Source organism: Priestia sp. D3YE.R1, from assembly GCF_049199565.1.
Lineage (GTDB): Bacteria > Bacillota > Bacilli > Bacillales > Bacillaceae_H > Priestia > Priestia aryabhattai.
Window position 1 is genome coordinate 22,787 of sequence record NZ_JBLTHW010000010.1, and the last position, 16,137, is coordinate 38,923.

Here is a 16,137-nt window from a genome sequence, read left to right on the forward strand (position 1 = left end):
TCTATTTTTCTATCTCTGTTTATAGTAGAACGCTTACTCCACTCTTTTCCTGCCCTCTCTACTCATTCTTTTCTGAAGGTTTTTTCTTTCGTAGTGACACAATGGGCTGTGGTTCCATTGGTAAATCTTCTATTTTTTCCTTTGAAGGTCTCACGTCAGGTTCCATCGATGTAGAATCCATTTCTGGAACATGTTCTTTCTCCTCTGAAACAGGCTCGACAGCTGCGGCCGTTTCATTCATTCCTTGCGCTTCTTCTTTCGTGATAGAATTCTTCCACGAAAGGGTAAGCATTGGCTTGAAAGGCGCATGGACTACTGGTTTTTCTTGTTCTGGCTGTTTTCTCTGTTTCTTTGAAAGGGTAATCGTCGCAAAAGAACTTTTTTCATGTTTATTCTCTTGCTTCACACTTTCTTTTTGACTTGTTTCAACTTCACCAGCATATGCTGCAGCAATGCTCTTTGATGGCTCAATAGTTGAATCCGTTTTCTTTTCTAAGGAAATCGACGCCTCTGGCTGCGCTTGTAACGGGGCCTTTGGTTTCTTAGGCTGTAATTTCTTTACTTGTTTCGGTTCATAAGTCTCACCTTGTAGATAAGCCCGGATCATAACATCCACTTCAGATTGATGATGGCCATTTTTAGATGATAACTCTTTTACTTTTGCCTTTGTCCAAGCATCAGCCTTTGCTTCTTCGGTTGCATGTTTGTATCGTGCTTTTTGTCCATTCGGCATATACCGATCTAACGGAGGTAACTTGGCCACACATTGCACAATTTCATCCACACCATTTACATTATCTTGTGTACGAATGACCGTTACTAGGTCAGGCAAGTTTCGAAAATACGATTCCGAAAAAAGAGGCTGATCTTTTTTGGTACCTTGAACACTAAACATTTTACTGGCTGCGGCTGCCCCTTCAGCCCCTTGTCGACAAACAAAGAAATTCCCTTGAACTTCTGTTAGGGCGTTTTTGAGTTCTTGATCTAGTTGATGCATGGACTGTGTACCAATTCCCAAAGACAGTCCTTTTTGACGTTGTTCCGCAATAATACGAGGCAGAATCGTCATTTTCTCTAGTCTGGCAGCTTCATCAAATACAAACTGATGCATTAAAGGATTAGGCGTTCTTGTATCAGCCACTCGATAATATAAGTAGGTGAGAAACCCACCAATTAATCCTGTTTCTTCTTCGCTTAGTCCACTAAAGTCATAAAAAATAATGTGACCAGAATCCATCCATTCACGGATAGGAAGAGTAAATTCTTTTTGGCCAAACATCCGACGTAATAATGGATTGGCAGAAAAGGTGTCTAAACGATTAAATAACGCAATGCGACTAGCATCGATTAAGTCTTCTGCTTCATTCTCCCAAAAATCCAATACGTCATACGCTTCAACGTTATCCTCTAGACGGTTCAAAATCCGTTTTCTGAACGTAAAATCATTGACTAATGGTTTTACACCCAAAATCGTATGTTGGCCTTCCACGTCTAATACAAGCGTTTTAATACAGTTGACCAAAAGACGTTCTGTTTGTTTGGCCACTTGGAAGTTTTCACCGATAATCCGCATAACGATTTGTGTGACTCGTTCAGGTGATTCACCTGGAAAACGATGAAGCAAGTTTAAAGCCGGTGGATATTCCGTATCTTTAAAAGAGATCCAATGAACTTTATCCCAGTTAATGGTCGCTCCATCATATTCAGCCTTCAACATTTGATTTAATAAAATCATGGCCGTATTTCTTGCAGGATCACCAAATGAGAAGCCAGGTGATGTTTTGTTTTCCATGCCTTGCTTAATAAATTGATGAACATAACTCATCAATACATTATTGAGTAGAGTTGATTTTCCCGAACCTGTCACACCCAGCAAGGACCAATGCTTCTGAAGAACACTCATTAAAATTCTGATCGTACGATCTTTCACAAACGGATGATATTGTACACCAAAATCGACAGACCCCTCTTCATGGCTCAAAAGATGGTCTGGAAGAAGTTCTTCACCACGTTTCGAATGTGGAACCTCTTTTGCAAGTTTCTGCATAATCGTTCGTTCATCAAAGTGTGGTAAATGAAGAAGGTTTGCAAGCTCTCCACCCGTCCATGTCATACGATACGGATTCATAGTTGGATACCATTGAACCGCCTTTTTCCACTTCTTGTACTTTAATTCATTCACATGATGCAAAACAGAATTAATGGCGTTGGCCATACTTTTCACAACGGGTACACCAGGGTAGTACTCGGAAGCCATGGACACTGTACAGTCAAAAGCTACTTCATTGCCTGAATAACGATGTTTTAAGCCCACTAATTCTTCTTTATCAAATGCAGACTGATCTCTGAAAGGTCGATCTCCTTTTAAGTCCTTTTCAAGCTTCTGGATGGCTTTTCGAAGTTTCCAGCCATCATTAGGGGTAAAGCCTACTTGTAACCACGTACCAGGCTTCATATGTGAAATGATACCGGGTAGTTGATCTGACTTATACCGTGAAAGAGGAAGTGACTTTTTCAGATTATTGCTTTTTAATTTTAATCGTCCACCTACGGCCTTCTTTTCCGGGAATTCTAAGTCATCTGCCGGAAAAAAAGTTAAATTTGGATAGACACTCTGAAAATTTGATTTAATAGCTTCTAAATGAGTCTTTTCAGCTCCCATATAGAAACGATATTGAATGCCTGCAGATTCATCCACTACATGGTGGATGAGAAATGAAAAGCGTTCCTTTCCAAGAAAGATCCGTTCAATCCACCTACGCTTTGTTCCGTGGATGCGTCTCATTAATTGCCCTAACATTTCTTTCGACACGCTATCATCTGCATGGGGCAGCAATTGAACATACTCAAACTGTCGTTGAATGCGAAAGACAGCACATATCCATCGAATCACAAGAAATACAAGCAGCAAGACTAGTAATAGTTGAATGCCGTGAATAAAGAGTGTCAACCAATGCTGGATGATTTCTGAACGGTATGGCAGAAGAGATAAAAGCAATTCCTTCTTCCAAATGCCAATGCCAGCCAAACCAAGAACAGCAATCGCTCCCCCCTGCCTTGGATGTTCAATCAGTTGATCCAGGATATCGTCAAAGATGGTCGATTGTTTTTTAGATGGTTTTTGTTGCATTTTGTTTCCCCTCCTTGCGAAGAGAGGAAGGAAAAGAGCTATGAAGTTTTCGAGGAACGAGGTTCATAGGGTGTTCGTTTCCGAGTTGTAGTGAAGTACGTTTCTAGGGTGAAGTGCATCGGTTCGTATGGTTGCCAGCATGTGTAAGGCCATGTTGGTTTGACGCTAGATGCGCCCGCCGCCAATACGAATGACTGATACAAATAAAAATAGGAGTACTAGTAGGACTTCTCCCATCGGTACATGATTACTAACGTAATCAATGTTACCTCAGGGAAAGTATCTTGAAAAAAGTAGGATGTTTATTTCTTACTTCCATGATATTCCTTCCCCACATGTGCTTCAAGGGATTTCCAGAGAAAACAACCTAATACCTAGTAGAAGTTTTACTACATAGCCCTTTAAGGTCACATTTTTTAACAAAACTGTAATAAAACCTCCTATTTCCATTACTTTCATCCTAATGCATATTTGTCACGAAACATGCGCACATTTAGTCAATTATGTATGAGCTATCCTATTGAGTCATATACCACTTCAAGCTTTAATTAGACATTGTCAAAATGGAGGCTGCAATTGCCTTTTGTTCACCGTTTTTATACAATGACAGTGATTATTCTGTAAGGAGAATAGTTACGTTCGTGAGTCGCATCAGGAAAGGATTTTGGACCTTTTCTTGATGCTTTTTTTATGAACATTAATCCTCTGTTTTCATGAAAAGCTTGAACTGATTCAAGCTCGAAGTAAGATCAAAAGCAGCATAATTCGCATAATGCTTGCGTCTTTGGCGAGCCGATGCCTCGTGTTCCAACTCTCTTAATTTAGCAACCTGCAGCTCTCGATCCACTAAGTTCTTTTTCTGCAATGTATCTTCTAACTCCATACCTACATGAGACAACATGACGTCACTTAAACGCTCAATCTCTTCCACAAATTGAGTCAACTGAGTAGACCGATGCTTCTTGAACAGCCCTTTCATCACCCCAAAGAGATACTTAAAGAAGACATCTTCTCCTTGGAAATCTCCTGCAATGACAGAACCCTTTTTCTGAACTGTTAAACCAACAGCCTCCACCGATAAGCGTACATAATGTGGAGTAGAAGAAATAGAACGATAAGAAATACCAAACTCTTTAAAGGCTAACTGAACCTTCCCCCAGGCCCTAAAGATAAAACGACCATCTGTAAAACCCCGGTTAAACAACGCACTAGTAAAGGCAGAAGGAACATTCCCCGGGAGAGGTGCAGGCTGTAGAGTACTAGAATACGTAGGCGGTAAATTTAAGGTACTACGTTCAGAAGAACCAGCAACCTCTGTACCCTGAGAAAGCGATAGAGCCGTCCCACCCACCACCGTATCTTTAATTGTATTTGAATTGAGCCCATTATTTTTAGGAGCAGTGTCTTGTTCTTTTTTTGAGGCTTCAGATTGAGCTCTATGAGCTTTTATTTCGTCAATGATACATAACTCTGTTGAAGCCCCTCTTCCTTTACCAGAGACCTTTTTCGAAAGGATTTCTTGCTCTTCCAATCTAGCAATCACTTTCTTAAACGTAGCATAAGGGATTTTCTTGTCAGCATTCACACTTGAAGTAATTTGATCAGCAAGATCACGTTGTGATCCTGATACACGTCCTCCCTGAGCACGAATAAATGCTACTACGTCTCCTTCCCACTCTTGAATGTGGCTATATGTACGTTCTTCACGTGGTTTCGCTTCTTCCCAAATAACATAGCTAAATAGCATGCCCGATAATTCGCGAATTTTTTTCGCAGATGGAGCATGAAAACGTCCATTATAGGCACTTTTAACCTTTCTTTTAACGTCAATTTGACGCATTTGAGGCGTATTTTTTTGATTCCAGTTATGTAAGTATGCTTCTGCTTTTTTTTCATCGTATCCAGCTGCCTTGTAAGCAAGAGCAAGCGTGTAGCAAGCCGTGTCACGTTGACCTTCATGTACACCTTCTAGGATTTTTTGAACAGCAGGATGCTTTAAAAGAGTTTCATAGCCTTTGCAGAACCCTTTTTTGTATGTATGTACATCTTGTTGATCTTGCTCTTGAACTAGTTGGAACCATTCACATAAGTCATCAAACGACACGCGCTCTTGTGAATGAAAGACCGTATTCTCATCCGTCGGTAAACGGAAGAGTCGCTCTGGACCAATCGCATTTGCGTCCCCTTTTAACATCTCCGCGATGCATGTTTGAATACGACTATAATGAGCATTCAACTTGTCCGAAGCTCGTTTTGACTGGTCTAAAAACCAGTGAACATGAAACCCTTTGGATGGCGTTTGAACGATTAAAGAAGGCCTTGGAAGTCCTGCTTCTGTAATCAACTCTTGCACATCTGGAAGAGTCATCCCCTCGTTCTCACCGTTCTTTGCATCAATATCAATTGACATCGCATTGATCCAACGTAGTGTACTTAAACGACGTAGATCATTACGATAAAACGTATTTGGCGTAAAGTATGTATAGTCTTTGCTGACATTAAATAACGAACCGTATGTACGAACTGCTTTTGTTGTTTCTTTCGTAAAGTCTTTTGATACAAAAACCCACCCTAAACGGCTACTGTATCCATTTTTTTGCTTTTGTGTTTGTTTTTTTGAATATTCCGTCAACTGGTTCCCATAGATTTGTTGCGCAAGGTTTCTCATTACACGTGTCCCTCCATTTACTCGGAAACACAAAAAGCGTCGTTTACCGTTAAATGGTAAACGACGCGTCTATGTATAGAGAAACCCTATAAATTTAGCGTTATCTGTTCAAATTAATCACTCATAATATCTTGATTATATTTCCTACTTGTAGTAAAATTCCAAGTAGGAAAATACATTATGTACGTTGAATACGTACATTGAGTGAAAAGCTTGAGCAGCAGTTTACCGTAGTTAGGTTACGGTGAACGATTAGATAGGACGGCAATCCGATTCTAATCGCTTGAGCTTTTTGCTTTTTTTCCGTTCATTTAGTTGTACTTCTATGATACTGCTAAACTTAACCACTTTACAAGTATAAAATAAAAAAATATAACCATTTTATTCTAAATTGTCTAATAACTAAGCGTACAAAGAATCATATCTTCCATTGGGTTTTTATACCTTATCCCCCTTAAAACATGCTATAATACTGGTGTATTGTTTATCGAGTATTATGTTATAGAGTTACACCTTTAATGCTATAGTCTATGCTCAAAACGCGTGAGATCTTTTAAGATTTTACGCGTTTTGTCGTTTTTAAAACAAAATAATTTAGCATTAACCTTATTGGATTTTATTATTTCTTAAAGAATTAGGTTATACTTAAAACAAAGTTACATTACTTGAACTTAAAGATTAATAATTTCATATGTACATAGGTTTATATCTTTCAAGTTAAACTAATAGACTTTTTAAATAAGCTATATATCAACATAATCAGCTTTTAAGTTCAACTAGTTAGTTTAACACACAAATAAACATCCAAATTTAGATTTTTAGTTCAACTTAAGTTGAACTAAGGTGTTTCCCGACTCGTTTAACCTTGTTTCAACACCGTTATCAAAGTGTATAATAGGCACTTTTCATCTTTTAACATATGTATTATTATCTAAAACAACTACCTTTAAAAAGGAACAACTAAAAAGCTTTTGAATTTAAGAAGAGGATATATTATGCTTTTAACGTAATAGTTTTCTATAAGTTTTAAATTAGGTTCTAACCATTATAGTACTGATAATCGAGTTTACATAAGTTTTATAGCTACAATGATAGGAAGAGAGGTAAAAACATGAATACTGACGATAATCGAGATGAAAAGCAAGGTTTTGAAGAACAAACCGAAGAACGTGAATACATTATAAAGGATATATCAGAAATTTTAGAAGAAGAGCCACATACCATACGTAACTGGTTAAAAGAACTTGAAGGCTATATTCCTTTTACGAAAAAGAAAAATGGATATCGTATTTTTAAAAGAGATGGGTTAGAAAGATTTCAATTAATTAAACATCTAAACCGAGATCAAGAGTATACACTTAAAGAGATAGCTTTATACCTTGACACTGGAGGAGAAGCATTTAAGCCTGTTCCAGAAATAAGCGCTGATTCGATGTTAGCTGATGAAATGAGAAGGATGAGAGAACGTCTTGATCAGTTAGAGGAACGTGATAAAAAACGTGATGAAGTACTTATGAACTTAGCAGAACAGCTAACTAAGCAAAATACTTATATAGAACATACCTTGCAAGAAAGAAATGAAAATCTTACTGCTGCCATGCGTGAGATGCTAGAAGGTAAAAAACTCACTGCAGTAAGTCAGCATGAAGAACAACCTACCAAGAAAGGTTGGTTCCAAAGATTATTAGGTAAATAAGAATTAAACAAACTCCTAAATTGCAGCATAGAACAATAAAAAGGGATTTTTTCTAAATTATTATCAAAGTAACCTTTTGAAATGTTATAATGAACTTATGTATCCCATGTGTGCAACAATACAGAAAAAAGCCTTGATTCTATTTTTTAGAATTAGGGCTCTTTTTCTATTTAAACAGCAAAAAAATAAACTGTATGGACTTTTAAATGTTAATAAGACTAATTAAAAAATAGCTTACTGATAGATAAACAAGAGCATTCTCCAATTATATCTATGGTTGTAATTGTAACTGATTTAATTTACTTATTGTATTCCATTTAAAACCATTAAATTGATTTCCTTGCCATATTTTACATGAAAATTTGGTTGATAAAATATAGTTAAGAAACTTCTTAATGAGTTTTTTTCAAGGAAAAACCCCTTTATCCAAATTCGATTTTTGTTAAAAGACTCGCGCTATAAAATGTGAGTCTTTTCTTTTTTTATTTTATTTTTAGCATATTCGTAACAAAGACCGCCCATTATTTATAGATATATATAAGGCGGTCTTAACTGTATTCATGCTATATAACTATTCGCAAATTCTCGACATTATTCTAAAAGACGTCAAGCGAAAAACGCAATGGCTAGAATGGCAGCTACACACCCCAAATAAATATTTCCACTCCAATCTCGTTTTTCTTTTTCATCAACTACATAACTATTATAAGAGCCTGGTATTGGCTCTACTTTTATTTTTCGTGGAGAATCTATTTCATTACCTAAAATCAATTCGGATTCCTCTATTGTTTGCAAGTTGTACGGCAGGAAGCGCCCTTGTTCGTCTCTCAACCGATTGCTGACGTCTATTTTGCTCTGACGTCTCATTGTTGGAAGTATGCTGCTGTTTTGATTGAATAACTGTTCCTGGTATTGATCTGCTATCTGTTGATGCTCCAAATAATTTAGAAGTGCTTGAAGTCGTTCTTTTTCCTTCCATGACATCACTTTTTGTTCCTCCTTCCTCTCTCTTTAAAACCCCTTGCTCCAACCATATATGATGGTCACTATCCTGCCACAGCGGGGAGGGGAGAGGGACGTCACCTTTTTTATAATTACGCATCAACTCTAAAAATGTATTGTTATATGCAGCTGCAAATAACGCACAGCGAATAATTTGATTACGGTCTAGTGTAGTCGCTTTAAAAAGAGCATCAACATATGTACGATAGATGTTGTTGTATCTCACGGTAGGTCTGTAAGCAATATTAATGTTTTCTAGCTTCTCATTTCTCTTCATAGACGCTTTTTTCTTCCAAAATGATCTCTAATGCCTTTTTACCTTCTGACGTCAAATAGACGTCTTTTGAACTCAATAAAGAGATTGCTAATTCTTTTGTCATTTTATTCGCTCCATTCATGAAGTTTTGACGCCTTGTTGACGTCTTAATAAAACATATGATTGATAGCTTGTACACTATGTGTAATTTTTTATCGTTGAGGTGTATAAAATTTTCGGTCTTGGACATGACTGATAAAAATAATTGAAAAGGAATGACATTAAGTATGTGGAGTATTGGTAAACCAAGAACTAAATTAGGAAAATGGCTAGATCAAAGATCAATAGAGCAAAAGGAGTTAGAAAGGGTAGCTCAAGTCAGCCATAAAACTATTTCTAAGTCCTGCAATGATAAAAGTTACATTCCAAGTCCAGTAGTAATGAAAAAAATTTTAACTGCTATTCGTAAAATAGATTCAAATGCAAAAATTACAGACTTTTGGGATATGTAAAAGACAGCTAAAATGTAGCAGACGTTTCTTATGTTTACGAATTCAGTTAAATTTTAGATCAATTAATGCTGTTAGTAGCATTTCAATTTTTTATTCAGATGCATTATTAATAAGATCAAAACAGCTTTATTGATTTACCCATTATTAACCCAACGGATTTTTTAAAGGGATAGCAATCCATTTCTTAACATCTCTTTATATCCGGAATCTTGCTATAATGACTAGTAGGAGGGATAGTTACTTGATGTACTCGATCAAATTTGGAAATCAAACAATTGAATATAACCTCAAGAGAAGCAACAGACGCAAAACAATGTCTATTTCTGTTGATCAGCATGGGGTATCCGTTATTTCTCCTTCAGCCACAGAAATTGAAAAGATTGAAGCTATTCTTTATAAAAAGGCCGTATGGATTAAAAAGCAGCTATCTGATTTTAAAGACATGAATCTTAACAATATGCAACATTATTTTCTTTCTGGTGAAAAACTACCTTACCTTGGACGATATTATCGCTTAAAAGTAGTTAGAACCAATACTTCTCAGCCTCTATTTCGTTTTTACCAAGGCAGGTTTTTAGCAGAAATACCTTATGAAGCTGTAGAAGAAAAGCAACGAGATATCATTTATCCGTTATATGTTGAATGGATTAAGAATCGCGCACATGAATTCACCAAAAATCGCTTAAAAAGGTTTATCTTAAAGCTTCAGCAAGAGCCAAATAAAATTATAATCAAAGAGCAAAAACAACGTTGGGGAAGTTGTACAGCCTCCGGTAACATTTTGTTGAATTGGCGTATATTTTTAGCACCTACTTCTATTGTAGATTATGTGTTAGCTCATGAATTAGTTCATTTGAAACATATGGATCATTCCAAAGAATACTGGAATACACTTCAAATGCTATTGCCCGACTATGAAAAACGGAAAGAATGGCTAAAGATAAATGGAAAAAGATTAAACGTATAGAAATAACCAGAGATTTTATGTAATCTCTGGTTATTTGTTGTTTATCCATATTGATTCTCTGCGAGTGCAGTAAAATAGCCAACTAGCATTGAAGCATCACCCATAGACATTTTTTTCTTCAGAAGTAGAATTTTTAAGTTTGCGTTCAATGAACGTTTAAAATCTGTTTTTGACGTCCAATCACGTATAGGGCTTACTTTATCTTCAATAAACTTATGGACCTCAATAGCAAGATTTTTCAACTCATTATCCTCTTTTTCGTCTTCAAATAGTTCTTTTAATTTGTTGTAATAAGGTTCTTGCTCAGGAGATAAACCACTTTTAGTCTTTCCTTGGGCTTTTTTTATAAGCTCTTCTCTTACATCGTACATTCTGTCTAAAAATTCATAGATATCACTTTGACGCTCTTTAAGACGCTCTAACAGTTCTTCTACTTTGTGTTTTAGAGATGTATAAAACACTTCGTCTTCTTCCATACGAATAGAAATTTCTCGTTTAATTGCATGTTCTATTTGTGCGGCCTTTGTTTCTGGTAATTCATTATTTTCTATTTCCTCTTTAAAAGACGTGTCCAGAATCGAAATCGGATCTCTTACTTCAATCCCTTGTGAATGTAAATGATTATGAACTAACTGACGTACCTTTTCACCACATTCTGAGATATCTAATCCATCATTAACGGAGAAACGCGATTTAGCGAGTTGTCGAATCATCCCAACGTGTTTTAAATCAGGAACAAAACGTTCTGCTTTTGGGCTTGGCATCACTTTGTCCATACTTTCCGCAAAACGTTTATAAGCAATGTCAAAGTCTGCGCGAACGTCTTCTTCCTTAAGGCGTAGAATACTTTCTTCGCGTTGAGACTTCTTTAGCCCATCAAAGAAACGTAAAGCTGCACGATGACGTTGTTCTAGACGTGGTAGTTCTTCATCAATTGACTGAAGAGCTCCTTTTACATCATTAGAGCTAAAGATTTCAAGTGCTTGATCAAGAAAACGAGAGACACCGAAATAGTCTACAATTAATCCATATGTCTTGTTATTGTCATAACGTCGGTTTGTTCGAGCAATTGCTTGAAGTAAGTTATGTTCACGTATTGGTTTATCTATATACATAACTTGCTCAATTGGAGCATCAAATCCCGTTAAAAGTTTATCACATACAATTAACATAGCTAATTTATCTTCAGATAAAGGTTTTTTAAAGCGTTCAATTAGCTCTTTCTCTTGTTCTTTCGTAATGTGATGTTCACGTAATTCTTTTACGTCATTCTGACCTGCAGAAAAGATGACAGCAGTTTCAAACTGACCTGCAGCATATTGATCAATTAATCGCTTATATTCTACAGCTGCTGCACGAGAAACGGCGACAACTTGTCCTTTATATCCATTTATAAGAATATGAGATTCATAGTGCTGAACAATATCGAGTGCAATTTCATTCATTCGCTCTGGGGCGGTTAGTACAAGTGCTTCATTCACGTGTTTCTGTTTAACTTTCTCTCTTGTTTCTTCATCATATTCAAAAAAGACACGATTAAATATTTCATCTAACGAATCGCCTTTTACATGTACTTTAGGCAAACGAGATTCATAGTGAATGGGTACCGTAGCACCATCTTCTACAGCTTGCTCAATCGTATATTTATCAATATATGAACCGAATTTCCCTGTAGTGGAGCGTATTTTTTTATCAATAGGTGTTCCGGTAAATCCAATGAAAGTAGCATTCGGCATGGCTTTGCGCATGTTCATAGCTAGTCCCTTATACTGTGAACGATGGGATTCATCTGTCATTACAATGATATTATCAGCTGTTGAAACAATTGGGAACGCCTCTTCTTCATCTTCTTTCCCTTGGAATTTTTGAATGAGAGTCATGACAGTGGCTCCTGCTCCTTTACTCAATTGTTTCTTTAAATTGGCTACTGAAGTAGATTGAGTAGGATTCGGAAAACCACAATTTTGGAACGTTTTTGTAATTTGATCATCTAGATCTTGACGATCTGTGACAATTACAAGCATTGGATTTTCAAGTTCTATCATACGACGTAGTTTCATGGCCATATAAACCATTGTCAACGACTTTCCTGATCCTTGTGTATGCCACACAACGCCTCCACGCAATGATGGTTTATCATTACTTATAATTCGATCTATCCCTTTATTTACAGCACGATATTGTTGATAGCGAGATAGTTTTTTTACTTTCCCGTCATACACAATAAAATTGCGCATTAGGTCCAAAATTGCTTCTTTTCGAAACATTCCGGCGACTAATATATCTTGCGCTCGTTCGCTCCCAACTTCATCAACAGTTAAGGGATATGGATCTTTCCATAAACCATAATGTTGTGGTCTTGCTAGAATTGTACCAGCTCTGGCCCGATCACGACTCGTAACGATTAATATCTGGTTGTACCAAAAAATTTTTTCATTTGTTTCTTGGTAGCGATCAAATTGACGAACTCCTTCAGGTAGCTGTTTATCCCACTTTAATTTAGGACTTTTACATTCAATTAGCACTAATGGAAAGCCATTAATATAAATGACGATATCTGGCCGAATTGTTCCATTCGCATTTTCATAAGAGATTTGATTAACAACCAGGAATTCATTGTTCTCAACATTGTCAAAATCAAATAAGTGAACCGTTTGATTCTTTTTACCAGTACCAAGATCTTGTGTAATAGAGATACCTTGGCCAAATAACCAATTAAACATCATTTTATTTGCATGCCATAAATCTTCTGACTGTACAGTAACAAGCTGTTTAACTACTTTTTGGACATTATACTCAGATATCCATGGGTTTAACTTCTTTATAGAACTAGCTAACTGAGCTTCTAGTACAATACTTGCTCTTGTCATACGTTCCTCATCTAGCTTAGGTCCTTCTGCATATGTATAACCATAGCTTTTCAACTGTTCAATAAAGGGCAATTCTACTTCTGTATATTCATACGGTTTCATTCTTATTTAACCCCCATTTGAAAAAGGGAGACGGCTTACACCGTCACCCGTAGTTTTCCTGTTAATAATTGTTGCATTAACCCTTTTTTGAGTTCTATATACTTTTCTTTTTCTTCTTCATAGCTTTCAATTTGCTCATCAACAGATGACAGAATTTCAGCAATTTTTTGTTGCTCCTCTAAGGATGGAACTATCATATCAAATTTTTCTACTTCTCCCACGTTTAAGTTAGGTACCCCTCCCCCCTGAAACACCTTACTTTTTGCTATCCTTTGATACTTTTCGGAATTTAAAAGATATGAATAAAAAAGGCTATCGTACCCTTTTTTCATTTTTATTAAAGTAAGACTTACATAAACACTAAATTCCCAATCAACATTCACAATAGTAGCTTTTCCAAAATTCGCCCCAACTCGTGTATACAAAATGTCACCTCGAGTTGGCTTATGTTTTTTAGTAAGTTCTTCGTGATATTCCTTCGATATAAAATTATATTTGTCTAGAATTAGTTTATTTTCCTTAACATTTTGTGAAGATAAAAAAGGAATTCCTTCATCTACGTATTGAGGAGTACTAGCTACCCCACACTTTAGTACATCAGTTATTTCAATAAACTTTTTAACTTCCCATTCAACAGGAATTTCTCCAATATCTGTGGATTTAAACTCTGTATGTTCTAACCCTTTTGTAAATAATTTCTGAATTAATCCTTTTTTAAATTCTTTTGTTTTGACTATGAGATGATCTACATTTTCGATTTGTTCATCTACGGTGGAAAGAATATGCCCGATTTTTTGTTGCACTCTGTAATCGGGTAAATCAAATTCAAAATTCTCAAAGGCTTTCTGAGATAGCCCTACAATAGTACTGCCACTTTTGTTTTTTTCAATATATTTCTTAAATTTATCTGATTGAAGCGAATAGAAAATATATTTAGGATAAATTCTTTTTTTATCTTCTACCCTTAAAACCAGCAAATGACTATTTAAAGAAGAAGGGCCTGGTAATTCGTCTATGAAAGCTACTTTACCAATGGTTCCATCTTTTGTTAATAGTATATCTTCTAATTCAAGCATAATTTCAGGAGATTCATCATAGCGATGTTGAGGTATATGAAAACAACGGTCCCAATCAATTTTCCCATTTTCTTTAAAGTGCATTCCAGTTATCAAAAAGGGACCTGTCTCAGTAAATTCTTCTTTCTTTAAACCTTTCCACCCTATTCTTCCTTTTATATATAGTATTTCTTTTGACTTTAATAATTCAAAAGTCATTAAACCATTCATAATAAATTAAGCTCCTTAAGATAAGAGTTCATTTGCATTTCTAAATCGTATTGTTTAGTTTTAATACTGTTTATCTCCTCTAAAACTTTTGGAATATCTACAGGTATTTCTTCTTCTGATTTATCAATGTAACGAGTTATATTTAAGTTATAGTCGTTATCTTTAATTTCTTCTAAAGATACAATACGGGAATATTTTTCAATATCTTTATAAGTATCAAAGGCTGCTACAATTTTTTCAATATCTTTATTCCGTAATGTATTTTGATTTTTCCCTTCCTCATAATCACTCTCTGCTGCGATAAATAACACATTATTTTTACGTTCCATTAATTTATTTCGATTAAAAATTAAGATACATGCTGGAATCCCAGTACCATAAAAAAGATTAGATGGGATCCCAACAACAGCTTCTAATAAATCTGATTCGATTAACCCTTTACGAATTTTCCCTTCAGCTCCTCCACGGAAAAGGACACCATGAGGCATAACCACCCCACACATTCCATCTGATTTTAAAGAAGCGACCATATGCTGAATAAATGCATAATCCCCTGCATTCTTGGGAGGTAATCCATATTGAAAACGCCCATATGAATCATGTTCAGCTTCTTCACGTCCCCATTCTTTTAATGAAAACGGTGGATTAGCAATTACACGATCAAATAACATAATTTCGCCATCTTCAACAAGTTTTGGCTGACGAATCGTATCTCCTTTTTCAATTTTATGGTCAGGTAATCCATGAAGAAGTAAATTCATTTTAGCAATTGACCATGTACCAAGATTCTTTTCTTGTCCAAATAAAGATAAAGATTGAGGGTTTCCGCCTTGCTCACGCAAATAATCTACTGATTGAATAAGCATCCCACCAGATCCACATGTTGGGTCATATACTCGCATTTGTTCCTCAGGTTTGAGTAATTTCACAATCAATTCCACAACTTTGGAAGGTGTATAGAATTCTCCGCCTTTTTTCCCTGCATCATCCGCAAACATTTTAATCAAATACTCATATGCACGGCCTAACATATCAGGTTCTGATAAATTGCTATTCGTTAAGTTTAATAATGAAAAATGTTGTAGCAAACGTTGTAATACGCTATCCGTCAAAACTTCTTTACGGTTAAAGTCAATTGGTGTTAGAACACCTTCTAATGTCTGGTTTTCATTCTCAAGAGCTTCAAACGCAACGTTAATAGCAGAACCGATATCTTCAGCATTTTTACGAATCTCTTCCCAACGCGCTGCTTGTGGGACATAGAATTGATATTGTTCTGGATCATCAGCTAAGATAGAACCAATTTCTTCTCCATGTTCCTGAATCAAATTATGTTTATGTTCCTCAAATACATCACTTAATCGTTTTAGAAATAAAAGTCCAAATATATAGTTTTTATAATCACTTGAATCAACCGATCCACGTAGAATATCTGCCGATTTCCATAAATGTGACTCTAATTCTTGCAAAGTTAATTTACTCAAGTTGTTTTCCTCCATTAATGCTGATTGTATAGAGCGAAAATTTATGTACGATTAGAATTTCACATAAATTTAGTTACATGTCTCTGTACCTATTCTACCATTTATCTTTTGAAAAAAAGAGAGTTTAAATAAGACACTCTTTTAAAATTAAATGGCAAGTAATT

At 35.8% G+C, this 16,137-nt stretch carries 10 protein-coding genes; 3 read left to right on the top strand and 7 right to left on the bottom strand.

The features are described from left to right. Positions 1-58 precede the first annotated feature (58 nt). Together ACOZIR_RS26565 and ACOZIR_RS26570 are read right to left on the bottom strand one after the other, a co-directional pair. Complete coding sequence (locus ACOZIR_RS26565; RefSeq protein WP_421536028.1) at positions 59-3,130, bottom strand: TraM recognition domain-containing protein; 3,072 nt, start codon at positions 3,128-3,130, stop codon at positions 59-61. A 697-nt stretch (positions 3,131-3,827) separates the two neighbouring features. Next, positions 3,828-5,798, bottom strand: coding sequence for a primase C-terminal domain-containing protein (locus ACOZIR_RS26570; RefSeq protein ID WP_421536029.1), 1,971 nt, complete (start codon positions 5,796-5,798; stop codon positions 3,828-3,830). A gap of 1,111 nt (positions 5,799-6,909) precedes the next feature. On the opposite strand from ACOZIR_RS26570, the gene ACOZIR_RS26575 reads away from it, so the two are divergent. After that, the gene (locus ACOZIR_RS26575; RefSeq protein WP_421536030.1) at positions 6,910-7,494 is read left to right on the top strand and encodes a helix-turn-helix domain-containing protein; all 585 of its coding nucleotides are present in this window, start codon (positions 6,910-6,912) and stop codon (positions 7,492-7,494) included. Between the two features lie 606 nt (positions 7,495-8,100). Here the strand turns inward: ACOZIR_RS26575 and ACOZIR_RS26580 are convergent. Both ACOZIR_RS26580 and ACOZIR_RS26585 read right to left on the bottom strand, forming a co-directional pair. After that, the gene (locus ACOZIR_RS26580) at positions 8,101-8,265 is read right to left on the bottom strand and encodes a hypothetical protein (RefSeq protein ID WP_328231532.1); all 165 of its coding nucleotides are present in this window, start codon (positions 8,263-8,265) and stop codon (positions 8,101-8,103) included. Next, positions 8,252-8,773, bottom strand: a complete 522-nt coding sequence (locus ACOZIR_RS26585) for a hypothetical protein (RefSeq protein ID WP_421536031.1) — start codon at positions 8,771-8,773, stop codon at positions 8,252-8,254. The genes ACOZIR_RS26580 and ACOZIR_RS26585 overlap by 14 nt, the downstream gene beginning before the upstream one ends. 266 nt (positions 8,774-9,039) lie before the next feature. Between ACOZIR_RS26585 and ACOZIR_RS26590 the strand changes: the two genes are divergently transcribed. Both ACOZIR_RS26590 and ACOZIR_RS26595 read left to right on the top strand, forming a co-directional pair. Then, on the top strand, positions 9,040-9,264 hold the full coding sequence (locus ACOZIR_RS26590; protein WP_421536032.1) for a helix-turn-helix domain-containing protein: 225 nt from the start codon (positions 9,040-9,042) through the stop codon (positions 9,262-9,264). Positions 9,265-9,508: 244 nt separating this feature from the next. After that, complete coding sequence (locus tag ACOZIR_RS26595) at positions 9,509-10,231, top strand: M48 family metallopeptidase (RefSeq protein WP_421536046.1); 723 nt, start codon at positions 9,509-9,511, stop codon at positions 10,229-10,231. Positions 10,232-10,272: 41 nt separating this feature from the next. Here ACOZIR_RS26595 and ACOZIR_RS26600 read toward each other — a convergent pair whose 3' ends face one another. The 3 genes from ACOZIR_RS26600 to ACOZIR_RS26610 are packed head-to-tail and all read right to left on the bottom strand — an operon-like array spanning position 10,273 to position 15,973. Then, positions 10,273-13,203 carry a type I restriction endonuclease subunit R gene (locus tag ACOZIR_RS26600; protein WP_421536033.1) on the bottom strand — a complete coding sequence of 977 codons (2,931 nt, stop codon included), beginning with the start codon at positions 13,201-13,203 and terminating at the stop codon, positions 10,273-10,275. Between the two features lie 35 nt (positions 13,204-13,238). Beyond that, on the bottom strand, positions 13,239-14,489 hold the full coding sequence (locus tag ACOZIR_RS26605; RefSeq protein ID WP_421536034.1) for a restriction endonuclease subunit S: 1,251 nt from the start codon (positions 14,487-14,489) through the stop codon (positions 13,239-13,241). Then, positions 14,486-15,973, bottom strand: a complete 1,488-nt coding sequence (locus tag ACOZIR_RS26610; protein WP_421536035.1) for a type I restriction-modification system subunit M — start codon at positions 15,971-15,973, stop codon at positions 14,486-14,488. Before ACOZIR_RS26610 ends, ACOZIR_RS26605 begins: the two co-directional genes overlap by 4 nt. Positions 15,974-16,137 lie beyond the last annotated feature (164 nt).